Here is a 17,607-nt window from a genome sequence, read left to right on the forward strand (position 1 = left end):
AGAGCATGCCCAAGAAAATTGCGATCATCGGCGACCGCTTCATGCTTCCGAACGTGTTTCGCGAGAAAATCGAGGCGGCCTGCGGCGACAATCTCGACATCCGCACCGTTGAAACCGCTTGGCCCGACGAGCCGATGCAATTCGGCAATGCGGCGCTCGGCCTCGACAAGGTCAAGGAGTATTTCGGCGATCCGGACGAGGTGGTCGATTTTATCGGCGATGCCGAAATTTTTGTTACCCAGCTTGCGCCGCTCTCCGAAGCCATGATGCAGCGCCTGCCCACACTCAAGCTGGTTGCGGTGTCGCGCGGCGGGCCGATCAACATCGACATGGCTGCCGCCAAGACCCATGGCATCACGGTGGTCAATGTGCCCGGCCGCAACGCCAGCGCGGTGGCCGAGTTCACCATTGGCGCCATTCTCGCCGAAACGCGGCTGATCCGCGTCGGTCACGAAGCCTTGCGCAAGGGCGAGTGGCGCGGCGATCTCTACCGCGCCGACCGCACCGGCCGCGAGCTCAACGAAATGACCGTTGGCGTCATCGGCTATGGCAATATCGGCACCAGGCTGGTTCGGCTGCTGCGTGCTTTCGGCTGTCGCATCCTGGTCTGCGATCCCTATGTGCAGTTGAGCGTCGAGGACCGCAATGCCGGCGTCGAGCTGGTAGCGCTGGACGATCTGCTGTCGCGCTCCGATGTGGTCACGCTGCATTCTCGGGTCACCGAAGAGACGCGCGGTCTCATCGGCAAGGACGCTATTGCCCGGATGAAGCCAGGCGTAATCTTCGTCAATACCGCGCGCGGACCGCTGGTCGACTACGATGCACTCTACGAGGCGCTCGTCTCGGGACAGATCGGCAGTGCCATGTTGGAGACGTTCGCCGTCGAGCCGGTGCCTGCCGACTGGCCCTTGCTGCAGCTGCCGAACGTGACACTGACGCCGCATATCGCCGGCGCGTCGGTGCGCACGGTGACTTATGCGGCCGAGCAGGCGGCCGAGGAAGTGCGCCGCTTCATCGCCGGTCTGCCTCCGGTCAATCCATGCTGACGACAGGGCATCGAGCGAGATGAACGGTGAAACCGAAATCGTCGACCTCTTCGTCGTCGGCGGCGGCGTCAATGGCGCCGGAATCGCGCGCGATGCGGCGGGCCGGGGCCTGTCGGTCATTCTTTGCGAAAAAGACGATCTCGCCGAGGGCACCAGTTCGCGATCGGGAAAGCTCGTTCATGGCGGTTTGCGCTATCTCGAATATTACGAGTTCCGCCTGGTGCGGGAGGCGCTGATCGAGCGCGAGGTGCTGCTCGAATCCGCGCCGCATATCATCTGGCCTATGCGCTTCGTGCTGCCGCATAGCCCCGATGACCGGCCGGCCTGGCTGGTCCGGCTCGGCCTGTTCCTCTACGATCATCTTGGCGGCCGCAAGCGGCTGCCGGCCACCCGCACGCTGGACCTGCGCACCGCACCCGAAGGCGCGCCGATCAAAGACGCCTTCAAGCGCGGCTTCGAATATTCCGACTGCTGGGTCGACGACGCCCGCCTGGTCGTCATCAACGCGCTCGACGCCGCGGAGCGTGGGGCCAGGATATTCACCCGCACCGCCTGCATTGCCGCCCGTCGCGAACACGGCCTGTGGTCGGTGGAGATGCGCGACGGTCGAACCGGCGTCAGGACCACAGTCCGGGCACGGGCGCTGATCAACGCCGGCGGTCCCTGGGTCAACGACATCGTCAACCGCGTGGCCGGCCAGAACTCCAAGCGGAACGTGCGCCTGGTCAAGGGCAGCCACATTGTCGTGCCAAAATTCTGGGAAGGGCGACAGGCCTATCTCGTCCAAAACAGCGACAAGCGCGTGATCTTCATCAATCCCTACCAGAACGATCTGGCGCTGATCGGCACCACCGACATCCCCTATGACGGGCGGCCGGAAGACGTGACCGCGGATGCCGGCGAGATCGATTATTTGATCAAGGTGGTCAACCGCTACTTCAAGCGCCAGCTTGCGCGCAGCGACGTCGTTCATTCGTTTTCCGGCGTCAGGCCGCTCTATGACGACAATGCCGACAATCCGAGTGCGGTGACCCGCGATTATATTTTCGAACTCGACGCTTCGGCAGGGCAGGCGCCGCTGCTTTCCGTCTTCGGCGGCAAGATCACCACCTTCCGCAAATTGGCCGAGCACGCGCTGGACCGCATCGCCCCGTTCTTTCCGAAGATGGGCAAGCCGTGGACCTCGAAAGGGCATCTGCCGGGCGGCGATATCGCCAATGCCGATTTCGAGCAGTTCCTCGGTGACCTCGGCCAAGAATATCCCTGGATGCCCGCCTCCCTGGTCAAGCATTATGGCCGGCTCTATGGCACAAGGACGCGTGATCTGGTCGGCGCGGCCGGTTCGCTCCCCGAACTGGGCCGGCGCTTCGGCAAGGATTTTTTCGAGCGCGAAGCCAACTACCTGCTCGAGCACGAATGGGCCGAGACCGCGGCCGATATTCTCGAACGACGCACCAAGCACGGCCTGCATCTGTCCAGCGCGGAGAGAGAAGCGTTCGAGGACTGGTGTTCGAATCGGCTGGCGAAGGCCGGCTGATGGCCTTTACGCTGTCCCTCAACACCAATCCGCTGGTCAACCGTTTTGCCGAGCCGGACGACCTGATCGATACGATCGCCTACGACATCGGCATCCGCGACGTGCAGCTCACGCATGAATTCATCAATCCCGGCTGGCCGGCGGCAACGATCGCCAAATTCACCCGCCTGTTCCGCTCCGCTCTCAACCGCACCGGGGTGCGCGTGACCTCGGCGATGACCGGCCCTTACGGGCGGCTCAATCATTTCGGCCATCCCGATGCCGACGTGCGGCGCTACTACGTCGACTGGTTCAAGACCTTTGCCGAAATTTCGGCCGAGCTCGGCGCCGGCGGCATGGGTACGCAGTTCGCGATCTTCACCCACCGGGATTACGACGATCCTGAACGTCGCGCGCGGCTTTTCGACATCGCGCTGGCGTGCTGGCGCGAGGTTGCCGAGCATGCCCGGGCCGCCGGCTTGATCTACCTGTTCTGGGAGCCGATGTCGGTCGGCCGCGAGTTCGGCCATACGATCGAGAGCTGCCGGACGCTGCAGCGCGAGATCGATGCGGCAGGGATGGCGATCCCGCTCAACATGATGGTCGACATCGACCATGGCGACGTGACGTCGAGCAATCCGGACGACATCGACCCTTATGCCTGGGCCGAAGCCTTTCCAAAGCAATCACCGATCATCCACGTCAAGCAGTCGTCGATGAACAAGGGTGGCCATTGGCCGTTCATTGCCGCCCACAACAAGGACGGCCGCATCACACCGGAAAAGCTGCTGGAGACGATTCGCCGTGGCGGCGGCGTCGACAACGAGATCTGCCTCGAATTGTCGTTCCGCGAGCGCGAGCCCGTCGACCACAAGGTCATCGCCATGATCCGCGAGTCGGTCGACTACTGGGCACCATTTATCGAGACCGGCAGGGCCGATCTCTTGCCACGAGCATGATGGGATGAGCAGGAGCGATGCGGCTCCTGCTCATCCAGAACGTCAGCCGAATTTCGGATCGAGGCTTCCCGACTTGTAGCGCTTGGCCATTTCCGACAGCGGCAGCGGCTTGATCTTCGGTGCGTTGCCAGCGGTACCGAACTGCTCGAAACGCTCCTTGCACAGCTTTCGCATGGCGGCCATTGCCGGCGTCAGATATTTGCGCGGGTCGAATTCGCTCGGGTTCTCGGTCAGCACCTTGCGGATCGCGCCGGTCAGCGCCATGCGGTTGTCGGTATCGATGTTGATTTTGCGCACCCCGTGCTTGATGCCGCGCTGGATCTCCTCGACCGGCACCCCCCATGTCGGCTTCATCTGACCGCCATATTTGTTGATGATCTCCTGCAGCTCTTCCGGCACCGAGGACGAGCCGTGCATGACGAGATGCATGCTCGGCAGGCGGCGGTGAATTTCCTCGATGACGTTCATGGCGAGCACAGCGCCGTCCGGCTTGCGGCTGAACTTGTAGGCGCCGTGGCTGGTGCCCATGGCGACGGCCAGCGCATCGACACGGGTGTCGCGCACGAACTGTTCGGCCTGCACGGGATCGGTCAGCAGCTGGTCGTGGCTGATGACGCCCTCGACGCCATGGCCGTCCTCCTGCTCGCCGCCACCCATCTCCAGCGATCCGAGAACGCCGATCTCGCCTTCCACCGAGACGCCGCCCCAATGCGCCATGTCGACGACGCGGCGGGTGATGCCGGAATTATAGGCGTAGTCGGCCGGAGTCTTGCCGTCTTCCTTCAGCGATCCGTCCATCATCACCGAAGTGAAGCCGTGCTGGATCGCGGTGACGCAGGTCGCTTCGTTGTTGCCATGGTCGAGATGCATGCAGACCGGGATATCGGGATGGATTTCGACCAGCGCGTCGATCAGCTTGGCCAGCACCACGTCGTTGGCGTAGGCTCGCGCACCGCGGCTCGCCTGCAGGATAACCGGCGATTTGGTCTCCTCGGCTGCCTCCATGATGGCGAGGCCCTGTTCCATATTGTTCATGTTGAAGGCAGGCACGCCATAGCCGTATTCGGCGGCATGATCGAGCAATTGTCTCAGTGTGATGCGAGCCACTCAGTAGTCTCCCGTATCCGGTTTCGGGCCAGTGTTTGCGGGCTGTTCGGTTATCGTCGAGCCCCTGATGCTTCTGGCCGGATTTCCGCGGCACCGCAACCGCTGGGCGCTCGGCCGGCAGCAATTCTTGTTACAGCACGCGCCCAGAAGCGTCATGATATCCCATAGAGATATAACATTATCACAAAAAATTTGGTGGCCTGTGCGACGTTTTCTGTTATGTCCCGGAACCGGGGTGTACGAGGAAGCGGCGGAAATGAAGAGCGACGGCCGTCGGCAAGGCATCATGGATTTTCTGATGGACACCGGCACCGCCAGTGTCGACGATCTTGCCTCACGCTTCGGCGTGTCGAAGATGACCGTCCACCGCGACCTCGACGAGCTCGAGGAAAGCGGCTTTCTGCGCAAGGTGCGCGGCGGCGCCTCGATCCAGCCGAGCAGCCTTTTCGAAAGCGATTTCCGTTACCGCCAGCGGCTGGCCGGCGATGAAAAGCAGCGCATCGCCGTCGCCGCCGTGAGGATGATCGAGCCGGGCCAGACGGTGATCATCGACGACGGCTCGACCGCGGGCGGCGTTGCTCGGCACCTTGCCGATCTGCGTCCGCTGACGGTGATCTCGAACAACCTGGCTGTCATCCAGGATTTGGCGGGCGTTGCCGGCATCGACCTGATTGCGCTTGGCGGCCAATACAGCAAGAAGTTCCACGGCTTCTTCGGCCTGCTCGCCGAAGACACGCTGAAATCTTTGCGCGCAGATGTCGCCTTCCTGTCTTCATCGGCCATCCATGGTGCCTCTGCCTTTCACCAGGATCAGGAAGTGGTCCAGACCAAACGGCTGATGATGGCTGCAGCAGCGCGCAAATATCTGCTGGCCGATCACGGCAAGTTTGGCCGCACCGCCTTGCACTTCCTGACCGATCTCAAGGCCTTCGACATGGTCTTCACCGGCCGCGAGCCGCAGCCGCAGATGCGCGCCGCACTGGATGGCGCTGGCGTTTTGCTGACGGTGATCGCAGAGTAGGAGGGCGCGTATGGTTTATTGGGTCGGCACCAGCTGGAAAATGAACAAGACGCTCGCCGAGGCGATGGCTTTCGCCGAGGCGCTGGCGGAGTTCGTCCCCGGTTTCGACGAGCGCATTCAGCCTTTCGTCATCCCGCCCTTCACGGCGGTCCGCGAGGTCAAGAAAGCGCTGTCGCCGACACGCATCAAGGTTGGCGCGCAGAACATGCATTGGGCCGACGCCGGTGCCTGGACCGGCGAGATCTCGCCGGTAATGCTGAAAGACTGCGAACTTGATGTGGTAGAGTTGGGCCACAGTGAACGGCGCGAGCATTTCGGCGAGACCGACAAGGCTGTCGGGCTGAAGACTGCAGCGGCGGTGAAGCACGGTCTCGTGCCACTCATCTGCGTCGGCGAGACCTTGGCTCAACGCAACAGCGGGCAGGCCGCTGCGATACTGGCCCTGCAGGTGCACGGCGCACTGCAGTTTCTCGAAGGGGCGGCGAAGGCGGCGACGATCCTGTTTGCCTATGAGCCGGTCTGGGCGATCGGCGACAAGGGCGTGCCGGCCAGTTCTGATTATGCCGACAGGCAGCAGGCGCTGATCAAGAAAATCGCCCGCGACCTGCTGCCGGTGGTGCCGCCGGTGCTTTATGGCGGCAGCGTCAATCCGCAAAATGCCGCCGAACTGGTCGGCCAGCCCAATATAGACGGCTTGTTCATCGGCCGTTCCGCCTGGCAGGCGGAAGGCTACATCGACATCCTCAAACGCGCCTCGGCGGCGATCTGAAGCATCGAACAGGAAGGAAACCGAACATGAAAATAGCCATTGGAGCCGACAGCGCCGGCAAGCCGCTGCTCGACGTCATTGCCGCTCACCTCGCCACCAAGCCCGGCCTCACGGTTAGCGACCTCAGCCAGGCGGGCTACTATGCCGACCTGTCGCAGAAGCTCGCCCAGACCATCCTGGACGGCGAGAACGATCGCGGCATCCTGTTTTGCGGCACCGGCATCGGCGTATCCATTTCCGCCAACAAGGTGCCCGGCATTCGCGCCGCACTCACCCACGACACCTATTCGGCCGAGCGCGCGGCGAAATCCAACAACGCCCAGATCATCACCATGGGCGCGCGCGTCATCGGCCCGGAACTGGCCAAGTCGATCGTCGACGCCTGGCTCGCATCGGAATTCGATGAGAAGGGACCATCGGCCGGCAATGTCCAGGCCATCGACAGGCTCGACGCGGCGAAGCGGGGCTAAGCCAGACTGTTCCGCATCGCCCTGATGATCGTCACGGCCGATGCGGCGCCAGGATCGACGTGGCCGATCGAGCGCTCGCCGAGACGCGAAGAGCGGCCCTTGGTGGCGATCATGTCCTTGGTCGCCTCGGCGCCGCTTTCGGCCGCGGCAAGTGCCGCTTCCAGGCTCTCGGACAGGCTCTTGCCGGCTTCCCGCGCGACACCCGCTGCCTGCGCTGCCGGCAGCCAGGCGTCGACCATGGTTTTTTCGCCGAGCTCGGCCTTGCCGCGATCCTGGATCCCTTGCGCCATCGCCCGGAACATGGAGATGACGTCAGCGTCCTCCAGAATTGCCTTGCCTTTGACGGCGGCGGCACCGCGCATGAAGGCGGTCGCATAGAGCGGGCCCGACGAGGCGCCGACTGCGTTGAGAAACGACTTTGCCGCGGTGTTGAGCAATGCCGTCGGCTCGGTCGACGCATCGATCTGGTCCAGCGCGTCGCGCACAGCGCCGAAGCCTAGTGCCATGGCGATGCCATGGTCGGCGTCGCCGATGACGCCGTCGAGCCGGCAGAGCCTGTCCTTGTCGGCGTCGATCGCCGCGGCGATCGCATCGAACATTCTTTTCAATTTGGCCGTATCGGTGGACGTCATGATGCTCTCTCAGCCGGCGCGGAACATGGCGCAGTCACAAGGATGGTCGAGCATCGCCTGCAATTCGCCGTCGAGATGCATCAGCGTCACCGAGGCGCCGGCCATTTCGAGCGACGTGCAATAATTGCCGACCCAGGTCGCGTGGACGGAAACGCCGATGTCGTCGAGCCTCTGCTTGACGCGCCGATTCATGATGTAAAGCTCCATCAACGGCGTTGAGCCGAGTGAATTGACGAGCACGGCGACCTTATCGCCGCGCGCCGGTGCCATCTCGTCGAGGACCTTGTCCAGCATTTCGTCGGTGATCTCGTCGGCGGTTTTCAACTTTCCACGCGCGGTGCCGGGCTCGCCGTGGATGCCCATGCCGATCTCCATCTCGTCCGGGCCGATCTCGAAATTGGGCCGGCGGGTCTGCGGCAGCGAGCAGGGCGACAGCGCCACGCCCATGGTGAAGGTGTGATCGTTGGCCTTCCTGGCGATACGCTCGCATTCATCGAATGACAGCATCTGGTCGCATGCGGCACCGGCGGCCTTGAAAATGAAGAAATTGCCGGCGACACCACGCCTTCTGTGTCTCTGGTCTCGGGGGGCCGATGGCACGTCGTCGGTGGTCAGCAAGGTGCGCACCTCGATGTCGTCCATTGCCGCCATTTCGGCGGCCATGTCGAAGTTCATCACGTCGCCGGCATAGTTGCCGTACATGAACAGCACGCCGGCGCCGCCGCTGGCCGCCTTGGTGCATTCGAGGATCGGGTCGGGCGGCGGCGACGCGAAGACATTGCCGATTGCGGCGGCGTCGGCCAGCCCCTTGCCGACGAAGCCGAGGAAGGTCGGCTCGTGGCCGGAGCCACCGCCGATGACGAGGCCGACCTTGCCGGGGCGTGGGCCGTCGCGGGCGATGATGGAGCGCGGACTTCCCTCCGCACTTTTGAGATGGCGCGGATGCGCAGCCAGGATGCCCTCCAGCATCTCGTCGACGGAGCGGTTACCGTCATTGATGATCTTCTTGGTCTGCACCGGCATCCTCCCTGGTTTTCGTGAGATACTACAGCGCCTTACCGGGATTTCCACCCGCGACGGAGATTTCATGCCGCGATGCGTTCGCGTGCCGCCAGCAGTTGCACGCAGGCACTGGCCGCCTCTTTGCCCTTGACCTTGAAATGCTCAAAGAAGAAGCGGTGATGGTCCGCGCTGTCATGGTAGTTGTGCGGCGTCAGCACCGCCGAAAGCACGGGCACGCCAGTCGACAATTGCACGTTCATCATGCCGTCGATGACAGCGCCCGCCACGAATTCATGGCGGTAGATGCCGCCATTGACGACAAACGCCGCGCCGAGGATCGCCGCATAGCGACCGGTCTGGGCCAAGGTCTTTGCATGCAGGGGAATCTCATAGGCACCCGGCACGTCGAAGACATCGACGGCAAAGCGTTTCTCCCCGAGAACCGCCAGTTCCGCCTCGAACGCTGCAACGCATTGGTCGACGATGTCGGCGTGCCAGCGCGCCCGAATGACGGCAACGCGGATCGTTTCATAGTTTTTCCGGGAATGCTGATTCATGGGTCCATCCTTCCGTTTCGAACCAGAATCAGGACGCACGATATGGAATCCGAACCGCGAAAGCGGACCGTCTTCCATTCGTTCTCTTCCATCCGGACTTTGACCGTCGGCTCCGGAATCACACCGGATCTGCTGACCCTTCCGATCATCTGGAAGGCGCTCGCGGGCTTGGGCCGAAACCCTTCACCGCCGGTGGGGACTTTCACCCCGCCCTGAGAACATTGACCGCGTTTGTATGGAAGGGCTGGATGACACTGTCAACCACCGGCGTCGCGGTCACCCTTGAGGGCGAGGAGGCGCTGACAATTTGCAGAGTCAAATGGCGATCACAGGCAAGGCAGGCAGCACCTTGTCCAAGGTGATGGGAAATTCACGCACTCGCACGCCGGTCGCGTTGTAAATGGCGTTGGCGACAGCTGCCCCGGCACCGCACACGCCGAGCTCGCCGAGACCCTTTGCGCCAAGCGGGTTGGCCTTGTCGTCATCTTCCTCGAGGAAGGCGACCTCCATATCGGGGACATCGCCATTGACCGGCACATGATACTCGGCAAGATCGTGATTGACGAAGTGGCCGTAGCGCGGATCGAGCACCGTCTGCTCCATCAGCGCTGCACCGATCCCCCAGGTCATGCCGCCGATGATTTGCGAGCGCGCGGTCTTGGCGTTGAGGATACGGCCCGCGCCGATCACAGTCAGCATCCGGCGCATGCGGATTTCACCGGTATCGCAATCGACAGCGACCTCTGCGAAATGCGCGCCATAGGAATGCTGCGAATAGGTCTTGTATGACTGGGTAGTGGCGCCCGCGGCTACGGAGCCTTCGGCTTCGAGCCCGTCGAGAGAGATCCCTCGGATAAGATCGGCCAGGCTCGCCGATCGCTGGCCGACCCTGACCTCGCCGTCGGCAAAGCTTGCCTCGGTGGCGTTCGCGCCGCGCAACGGCGAGGCTTCGTTCGACTGCGCCGCCTCCAGGATGCGTTCCTTCAGAGCGTTGCAGGCGTTGTGCAGCGCCGAACCCGCGCTTGCTGCGCCCCAGGACCCGCCGGAGCCGGCGGTACGCGGGAAGCGGCTGTCGCCAAGCTCCACTTTGATGGACGAGATCGGCAGGCCGAGGCTCTCCGCCACGATCTGGGTCAGGATCGTATAGGTGCCGGTCCCAATCGGTCATGTCGAGCCGCGCCGTCACCCGACCGTCCCGGTCGATCGCAACCCGCGCCGTCGCCGCGCCGATGTAGTTCGGACGGATCGCCGCCGCCATGCCGTAGCCGATGAGCTTGCGGCCCTCTCGGGTGCGGCCAGGTGTCGGGTTTCTCCGCTCCCAACCGAAACGCCGGGCGCCTTCGTCCATGCAGGCGACGAGATTGCGGGTAGAGAACGGCACGCCGCGCTCGGGATCCTGTGCCGGCTCGTTTCGGACCCTGAGTTCGATCGGATCCAGGCCGACCCGCTCGGCGAGTTCATCCATTGCACATTCGAAGGCCAGCATGCCGGGCGCTTCGCCGGGCGAGCGCATCCATTCGCCGCGGTTGATGTCCAGCGGAACCAGGCGATGGCGGGTGAGACGGTTCGGCGCCGCATAGAGCGAGCGGGCAAACACTGCCGTTTGCTCGCAGTACTCCTCGAAGCTGGACGTTGCCGACCAGACCTCGTGCGCGATCCCGGTGAGCCGCCCATCGGTGTCCGCGCCGAGACGCACCTGTTGGATCATCTCTGCGCGGTGTCCGGCATTGGCGAACATCTGTTGTCGCGTCAGCGCGATCTTCACGGGACGCTGCAGGACCTGCGCTGCAAGCGCGGCCAGGATCGTATCGGCATGGGCAATCAGCTTGGAGCCGAAGCCTCCGCCGATGAACGGGCTGATGATGCGCACACGCTCGGGCGGGATGCGAAGCGTGCTGGCGACCCCGGCCCGGAAGTTCGCGAGGGTCTGCGCCGATGTATCGATCGTCAGCTCGTTGCCTGACCAGGCGGCGAGCGTCGCATGCGGCTCCATTGGATTGTGATGTTCGAAAGGCGTCCGGTACGTGGCATCGATCTTGACCGGGGCCGCAGCAAAGGCGCTCTCGAAGTCGCCGATCACGCTGTCGGTCTCGAAGCCGGCATTTGTCCGCTTTGGTGCATAGGCGTCGGCCTGATGGCCCGTTAGATCGTAGAGGCCCGGCTCCTTCTCGTAGCGTATTCTGATGAGGCCCGCAGCAGCGCGTGCAGCCTCGAACGTCTCCGCAACGACCAGCGCGACGGGCTCGTCGTAATACCGCACCCGATCGCTGTTGAGCGCGGGCCGGGCGCGGGTGAAGACCTCCGGCACCGTCGGCGTGACCGATGGGCCGAAATCCGGCTGGGCCGGCGCATTCCGGTGCGTCATGACGAGCAGCACTGCCGGCGCCCGTTCGGCTTCGGTCGTGTCGATCTCGGCGATGCGGCCCTTGGCGACGGAGGCGCCGAGAATGTAGCCATAGGCTGTACCATCCAGCGCATTCTCGTAAGCGTATGTGGCGCCGCCCGTCACTTTGAGCGGACCGTCAATGCGGTCGATCGGCCGCCCGATGACGCCGGCATCGGGACGAGGTTTCACCCTTGAATGGATGGCGGAGCCGGGCAGTCCGGGTATGGTGTCGTTCATAAGTCACCTAAAGATTTCATTGGGAGTTCAGAAGCATCGAGGCCGCGACGACGCCTCTTCCTTGCACCTTCATGTTCGTCGCGCGGCGGCCGGAGCTCACGCGGCGATCTCGCCGAAATACTCGCGAAACTCGACCAGCCTCCCTGTCGGGCCGGCCCGCATGAAGATCGCATGCAGGCCAGTGTAGGGCGCGCCACTGATTGTCCCGCTCCCGCGATCGCAGACGATGACCCAGTCGGCGGCGAAGAGCTTGAGATCGACGGTCGATTTCGTGATCCTGTTTCCCTGCGCTTGATGCGCGGCGGTCCAGGCTGCGAGTGCCTGCTTGCCTTCTGGCGGTCCATGTCGGCCTCGTTGCTCGCCGACAGGGAATTGGAAGGTCATCGTCTCATCGCAAGAATCAAGGAATGCCGTCCAGTCGCCAGAGGCCCAGCCGGCAAAGAAGGCGTCAACGGCGGCCTCGAGCACGTGACGAGCTGCCGGGTCGGATGTGGCGCCCCAGGCTGCGGCGGCAGAAACAAAAAGGCCGCCACCCGCGGCGGCAACGGCGCGTCGCGTGAGTTTCATATCGATCCCCCGCTCGTCGCCTGCATCTGGGAACCGCTGCTCGGGGTCGTCGTCTCTGTCATCGCACCACCTCATGCACGTTCGACGGCAGCAGCGAGCGTGTGCCGCACCGTCCGTTTCGCCAGCGGGATCTTGAAGTCATTGGCGCCATGCCCGACGGCTCCGGCGAGCGCGGCTTCGGCCGCGTCGGTAAAGGCGCCGTCGAACGCCGCCGCGCCTGCCAGCGCGCGCTCCGCCTCCGTCGCGCGCCAGGGTTTCGCTGCCACGCCGCCCATGGCGATCCGAGCGCTTCGGATACGGTCGCCGCTTTTCTCGACGATTGCTGCCACCGACACCAGCGCGAAGGCGTAGGAAGCACGGTCGCGCACCTTGCGGTAAAGCTGCCGGCCGGGTGGTCGCGGCGGCAGGGTAACCGCAACGACCATTTCGCCGTGGCCGAGCACGGTCTCCACATGGGGCGTCGCCTCGGGCAATCGATGGAAATCGCCGATCGTGATCGTGCGGGTCTCACCGCCGGGCGAGACGGTCTCGATCCAGGCGTCGAGCCCGGACATGGCGACCGCCATGTCAGAAGGATGTACCGCGATGCAGGCTTCGCTCGCGCCGAGTACGGCGTGCATGCGGTTGAAGCCCTGAAGCGCCGCGCAGCCCGAACCCGGCTGGCGCTTGTTGCAGGGCATGTTGCGGTCATAGAAGTAGGGGCAGCGCGTACGCTGCAGGAGATTGCCGCTGGTCGAGGCCTTGTTGCGTATCTGTCCAGACGCTCCCGCCAGCAGCGCTTGCGTGAGCATCGGGTAGCGCGACCTTACCCGTGGGTCGGCGGCGAGATCGCTATTGCGGACCTGGGCGCCGACCCGAAGCCCGCCTTCCGCCGTCTCCTCGATCCGATCAAGAGGCAGCCGGCTGATGTCGACGAGATGCGCTGGGCGCTCGATCTCGAGCTTCATCAGGTCGAGCAGGTTGGTGCCGCCGCTGATGAACTTGGCGTCCGGCCGGGCCGCAACCGCGGCGGCCGCCTGCTCGGCACTCGTCGCACGTTCATAAGTGAAGGACTGCATTGCTCATGCCTCCTCTGCCGCGTCGCGGATTGCAGCGACAATGTTCGGATAGGCGGCGCAACGGCAGATGTTGCCGCTCATCCGCTCGCGGATCTCGACATCGGTGAGACCGACGGAAGCCGCTGCCACGTCAGCGCTCGCATGGCTTGGCCAGCCAGCCCGCGCCTCGCCCAGCATACCAACCGCCGAGCAGATCTGGCCTGGCGTACAGTAGCCGCACTGGAAACCGTCGCGGGCGATGAAGGCGGCCTGGACCGGATGCAGCCGGTCACCCTCGGCAAGGCCCTCGATCGTGGTGATCTCGTCGCCTTCATGCATTGCGGCAAGCGTCAGGCAGGAATTGATCCGGCGCCCATCGACGAGCACCGTGCATGCGCCGCACTGGCCGTGGTCGCAGCCCTTCTTCGAGCCGGTGAGGCCGAGATGGTTGCGCAGGGCGTCGAGCAGCGTCGTCCGCGGGTCGAGCGCGATGGCAAGATCCTTCGCGTTGATCCGCAACGATATCGTCATCGTCGGTACCGGCGTGGCCGATGCCGCCGCCGTGACGGTCTCGGCCGGCTCGGCGTCAACCGGTATTCCGGTAGCCAGGAGCACCCCGGTCGCAACACCGCCTTCCAACACCATCCGACGCGTCGGCCCGCTCCTGTTGTCCGTTTTGGCCATGCATGATCTCCCAGTCGCAATGAAGCGCAGACGGCAACTTGACCCGAGCAACTCCTCGGGTTCTGTCACCCAACGACACTGGAGGTGGGAGTGCGCGCGGCGCCTTTCTTTCAAGAAACCGGCGGCACTATCAGGATTCTGGAGAAGAATTCATCCGATAGGCACGAGGCGTCGTGCCCCTTAGACGTCGGAAGGTCGTGGTGAAGTGGCTCTGGCTTGAAAAGCCGAGCCGAAAGGCAATGATACCGATCGACAAACCCGTTTCGCGCAGCAACACCTCCGCTCGCCGCACCCGTTCCTCGATCACATAGGCATAGGGTGCAAGGCCGGTCGTCGCCTTGAAGCGACGCGCAAAGCTGTCGACGGCCATGCCCGCGACGGCTGCCAGCTCGCTTAGCGAAATGTCGGAATTCATATGCGCATCGATGTAATCCCGAACGCGACCAAGTGCTCGGCGGCTGAGACAGCCGTGACGTACAAACCGCTGTTGCTCCCGGCTCAGGTTGGCCACGCGGAGGCTGACCAGGGCGACCAGATGCTCGACATAGGCAGTGTCTGGCATGTGGCCGAGTGCCATCTCGTCGCGAAGCGAACTCAGGAGCGTGGCGACGACCGCGTCTTTCTTGTTTACCAGTATAGGCAGGTTCCTCAGGCGTTCGCATCCGGGAAGCCTGATATCGGGATCGATCCACAGGGCTGAATAGGAGAGGTTTACATCGCGATAGAAGCCCTGTCGTTCCGCGCCTGCCGGGACGAAGGTGAGGGCTCCGGGACGGTCCATCCCATCGTAAAGGGATCGCGCCTCGTGCCGGATGGATGTATGGGACGTGCCGCCTTCTTCGGTCAGCACGATCAGATGATGAGGGGCTGTCCAGCGGAGCTCCGCCTCCCGGCACGCCCACCGCCGGTTGTCGAACACGATCGAGGAGCTGACCCATGACGCGGTTTGCAGGGGCTCCGACTTCTCGTCCTGGCTCCGAACCCGTCCGTCACCAAGCAATGGTCTGAATGACATCGCGGTATCCCGCTTGTTCACTCGCCGGGCCGTGGTCAACCCCGGCTTCGAGCGTTGGGCGCCGCCCCGCCGCTACGCATACGGCCGTCCATGTAGGACAGGCAACGGGCGTTCTTAACCGTGCCGTGGTCAAGAAATCGTGAGATCAGGCAATCCAGAGCGCCCTCCCGGAAAAGCCGATCATCCGCGCTCGGGAAACATCGCCTTCAGGCCTTCGCGCGAGGCCGTAGCGACACCGCGTTCGGTGATCAAACCGGTGACCAGCCGCGCCGGCGTCACGTCGAAGGCCGGATTGGCCGCCGGCGTGGCTTCCGGCGACACGCGGACCTGGGCGATCTCGCCGGAAGCGGTCTTGCCCCAGACCAGCGAGACCTCGTCGGGCGAGCGCTGTTCGATCGGGATTTCGGCCAGCCCGTCGCCCACGGTCCAGTCGATCGTCGGCGACGGCAGCGCGACATAGAACGGCACGTCGTTGTCGGCGGCGGCCAGTGCCTTGAGATAGGTACCGATCTTGTTGCACACATCGCCGTCGGCGGTGGTCCTGTCGGTGCCGACGACGACCATGTCGATCTGGCCGCGCTGCATCAGATGGCCGCCGGCGTTGTCGACGATGAGTGTATGCGGCACGCCGTGGCCGGCCATCTCCCAGGCGGTCAATTGGGCACCCTGGTTGCGGGGTCGCGTTTCGTCGACATAGACATGGACTGGAATGCCGGCTTCCGTCGCCAGATAGATCGGCGCGGTGGCGGTGCCGTAGTCGACGGTGGCCAGCCAGCCGGCATTGCAGTGGGTCAGGACATTGACTGGTTCGCCCGGCTGCTTGCGCGCCGCGATCGCCTTGATGATTTCGAGCCCATGGGCGCCGATGGCGCGGTTGAGGCCGACATCCTCGTCAGCGATCTCGCCGGCACGCCGATATGCAGCCGCGGCACGTTCTGCCAGGGGAAGCGTCAGCAGGAAGCGCTGCATTTCGTTCAGCGCCCAGCGCAAATTGATCGCCGTCGGGCGCGTTTCGTGCAAGGTTGCCCAGACGGCGTCGAGTGCTGCGTCCGACGGGTCGTCGGCCATCTGCATGGCGACGCCATAGGCGGCGGTGACGCCGATCAGCGGCGCCCCGCGCACCCACATGTCGCGGATTGCCGTGGCGATGCCGGCGACGGTATCGATCTTTTCGATGCGGAAATCATGCGGCAGCCAGCGCTGGTCGATGATCTCCACCGAACGCCCGTCGTCACTCGGCCAGATGGTGCGGTAGTGGCGGTCGCCGACGTTCAAATTCTGCTCTCCCGTTCGATCAGCGCGGCCAACCGGTTGACCTCGTCGATGCTGTGGATCTGGCGCCGGTTGACGGCAACGTGACGGCCGAATTTCAGCGCCTTTGCCTCACATCTGGCGCGCAGATCAGGATCGGCAATGGTCTCGAAATCAGCATTATGGGCAAGGCCGAGAATGCGCCGGTGAACCTCGACGCCGGCAAAGCCGAGCAGATCGGTCCAGATCGACTGCAGCATGTGGTCTAGCGCCTGCTCGGCGCCAAGCCTGTCGCCCTGATCCTCGAACAGACTCTTGTGGTAGAGCATGCCGGTACGCTCGGTTCGCCACAGATGCGAGAACTCGACGCGGAATACCGACCATGTCTCGACCGTAACGCCGAGCAGATAGTCGCGCATGGCATCGCGGCTTCCGCCCTGTTCATGGCCGCGCTGCGAGAAGAACGCCATCCAGAAATTGGCGAGCAGCATGCCAACGTCGAAGGCGATCGGGCCGTAGAAGGCGAATTCGGGATCGATCATCCGCGTTTCGGTGTCGGTGACCATGATCGAGCCGGAATGCAGGTCGCCATGCAGCAGCGTCTCGGCATTGGCAGCGAAGATGTGCTTCATCCGCTGCGCCTCGACCTTGAGGTCGCGGTCGGCGCGCAGCTCGGCGACAATGCCGTCGAGCTGTGGGCTGGTGTGCCGGTTCATCTTGGCATCGAAATACGGATCCGAGAAAACCAGGTTCTCGGTGATGTCGCATAGTTCGACATTGTCGGCGAACAGCGCCAGATCGGCCTTGCGATCCTTGGTCGCCATATGCAGGTCGGAGCCGCGAAACAGCGTGCGGGCCATGAACAAGCCGATGTCTTTCGCGATGTTCGGCAGTTGCCTGCCTTCGATCAGTGCCCGCCGCAGGATAATGTGCGGCGACAGGTACTCCATGATGATCAGCGCCTGGCCTTCATCGAAGTGGTAGATCTCAGGCACCGAACCCAGCGCCCGTGCCTGTTGCCGCGTCAGCGCATGGTATTCGAAGAAGGAGCGTTTTAACGGCAGCGGCCAGCTGTCGCCGACCAGCCGGACGTAGGGCAGGGCCTGCTTGACGACGGCCGCACCCTCAGCACCTTCGACGATGAACACAAGGTTCAGATTGCCGTCGCCGACTTCACGAACCTTCCACTGGCTCGTATCCTTGCCGATCTGCGAACACAGGGCCTCGTTGGCACCGAGACGGCCCGCCAGTGTCTCGACCGACAGTGCTTCGAACGGCGATTTCCCAGTCATCCTCACCTCCCGCTTATGTGCTCCGATGATAGCGGAGCCACGGCGGCCGGGCCAAGCTA

16 protein-coding genes, 1 pseudogene and 1 riboswitch are annotated in these 17,607 nt (G+C 63.7%); of the genes and pseudogenes, 6 read left to right on the top strand and 11 right to left on the bottom strand.

Annotation, left to right across the window (positions count from 1 at the left end; all coding sequences use genetic code 11):
• Positions 1-5: 5 nt before the first annotated feature.
• The 3 genes from NKJ72_RS07875 to NKJ72_RS07885 are packed head-to-tail and all read left to right on the top strand — an operon-like array spanning position 6 to position 3,521.
• Positions 6-1,046 carry a 2-hydroxyacid dehydrogenase gene (locus NKJ72_RS07875; RefSeq protein WP_352476542.1) on the top strand — a complete coding sequence of 347 codons (1,041 nt, stop codon included), beginning with the start codon at positions 6-8 and terminating at the stop codon, positions 1,044-1,046.
• A 19-nt stretch (positions 1,047-1,065) separates the two neighbouring features.
• Positions 1,066-2,583, top strand: coding sequence for a glycerol-3-phosphate dehydrogenase (locus NKJ72_RS07880; protein WP_352476543.1), 1,518 nt, complete (start codon positions 1,066-1,068; stop codon positions 2,581-2,583).
• Positions 2,583-3,521 carry a sugar phosphate isomerase/epimerase family protein gene (locus NKJ72_RS07885; protein ID WP_352476771.1) on the top strand — a complete coding sequence of 313 codons (939 nt, stop codon included), beginning with the start codon at positions 2,583-2,585 and terminating at the stop codon, positions 3,519-3,521. Before NKJ72_RS07880 ends, NKJ72_RS07885 begins: the two co-directional genes overlap by 1 nt.
• Before the next feature lie 42 nt (positions 3,522-3,563).
• On the opposite strand, the gene fba is transcribed toward NKJ72_RS07885, so the two are convergent.
• The gene (gene fba, locus NKJ72_RS07890; protein ID WP_352476544.1) at positions 3,564-4,628 is read right to left on the bottom strand and encodes a class II fructose-bisphosphate aldolase; all 1,065 of its coding nucleotides are present in this window, start codon (positions 4,626-4,628) and stop codon (positions 3,564-3,566) included.
• 256 nt (positions 4,629-4,884) lie between these two features.
• On the opposite strand from fba, the gene NKJ72_RS07895 reads away from it, so the two are divergent.
• The 3 genes from NKJ72_RS07895 to derI are packed head-to-tail and all read left to right on the top strand — an operon-like array spanning position 4,885 to position 6,888.
• The gene (locus NKJ72_RS07895) at positions 4,885-5,649 is read left to right on the top strand and encodes a DeoR/GlpR family DNA-binding transcription regulator (RefSeq protein WP_352476545.1); all 765 of its coding nucleotides are present in this window, start codon (positions 4,885-4,887) and stop codon (positions 5,647-5,649) included.
• Between the two features lie 10 nt (positions 5,650-5,659).
• Positions 5,660-6,418 (top strand): triose-phosphate isomerase, encoded by a 759-nt coding sequence (locus NKJ72_RS07900; RefSeq protein ID WP_352476546.1) that lies wholly within the window; start codon positions 5,660-5,662, stop codon positions 6,416-6,418.
• A 26-nt stretch (positions 6,419-6,444) separates the two neighbouring features.
• Positions 6,445-6,888 (top strand): D-erythrulose-4-phosphate isomerase, encoded by a 444-nt coding sequence (gene derI / locus NKJ72_RS07905; protein ID WP_254818715.1) that lies wholly within the window; start codon positions 6,445-6,447, stop codon positions 6,886-6,888.
• Here the strand turns inward: derI and dhaL are convergent.
• The 10 genes and pseudogenes from dhaL to mtnK form a co-directional block, all read right to left on the bottom strand.
• Positions 6,885-7,520 (bottom strand): dihydroxyacetone kinase subunit DhaL, encoded by a 636-nt coding sequence (dhaL, locus tag NKJ72_RS07910; protein ID WP_352476547.1) that lies wholly within the window; start codon positions 7,518-7,520, stop codon positions 6,885-6,887. The genes derI and dhaL overlap by 4 nt on opposite strands.
• A 9-nt stretch (positions 7,521-7,529) precedes the next feature.
• Entirely contained in the window at positions 7,530-8,537 is a 1,008-nt protein-coding gene (locus tag NKJ72_RS07915; protein WP_352476548.1) for a dihydroxyacetone kinase subunit DhaK, read from the bottom strand.
• Between the two features lie 68 nt (positions 8,538-8,605).
• Positions 8,606-9,079, bottom strand: a complete 474-nt coding sequence (locus tag NKJ72_RS07920; RefSeq protein ID WP_352476549.1) for a 6,7-dimethyl-8-ribityllumazine synthase — start codon at positions 9,077-9,079, stop codon at positions 8,606-8,608.
• Positions 9,080-9,155: 76 nt separating this feature from the next.
• Positions 9,156-9,303, bottom strand: a riboswitch (FMN riboswitch).
• A 91-nt stretch (positions 9,304-9,394) separates the two neighbouring features.
• Positions 9,395-11,702 (bottom strand): annotated as a pseudogene (locus tag NKJ72_RS07925) (xanthine dehydrogenase family protein molybdopterin-binding subunit).
• Between the two features lie 96 nt (positions 11,703-11,798).
• Entirely contained in the window at positions 11,799-12,269 is a 471-nt protein-coding gene (locus NKJ72_RS07930; RefSeq protein WP_352476550.1) for a nuclear transport factor 2 family protein, read from the bottom strand.
• A 71-nt stretch (positions 12,270-12,340) separates the two neighbouring features.
• A complete protein-coding gene (locus tag NKJ72_RS07935) occupies positions 12,341-13,327 on the bottom strand; it encodes an FAD binding domain-containing protein (RefSeq protein ID WP_352476551.1) in 987 nt (328 codons plus the stop codon).
• Between the two features lie 3 nt (positions 13,328-13,330).
• Entirely contained in the window at positions 13,331-13,990 is a 660-nt protein-coding gene (locus NKJ72_RS07940) for a 2Fe-2S iron-sulfur cluster-binding protein (RefSeq protein ID WP_352476552.1), read from the bottom strand.
• A 130-nt stretch (positions 13,991-14,120) separates the two neighbouring features.
• Positions 14,121-15,005, bottom strand: a complete 885-nt coding sequence (locus tag NKJ72_RS07945; protein ID WP_352476772.1) for a helix-turn-helix domain-containing protein — start codon at positions 15,003-15,005, stop codon at positions 14,121-14,123.
• Between the two features lie 180 nt (positions 15,006-15,185).
• Complete coding sequence (mtnA, locus tag NKJ72_RS07950) at positions 15,186-16,280, bottom strand: S-methyl-5-thioribose-1-phosphate isomerase (protein WP_352476553.1); 1,095 nt, start codon at positions 16,278-16,280, stop codon at positions 15,186-15,188.
• A complete protein-coding gene (gene mtnK / locus NKJ72_RS07955; RefSeq protein ID WP_352476554.1) occupies positions 16,277-17,548 on the bottom strand; it encodes an S-methyl-5-thioribose kinase in 1,272 nt (423 codons plus the stop codon). Before mtnK ends, mtnA begins: the two co-directional genes overlap by 4 nt.
• Positions 17,549-17,607: the final 59 nt, after the last annotated feature.

The sequence above is a fragment of the Mesorhizobium sp. M0045 genome, assembly GCF_040323385.1.
Classification (GTDB): Bacteria; Pseudomonadota; Alphaproteobacteria; order Rhizobiales; family Rhizobiaceae; genus Mesorhizobium.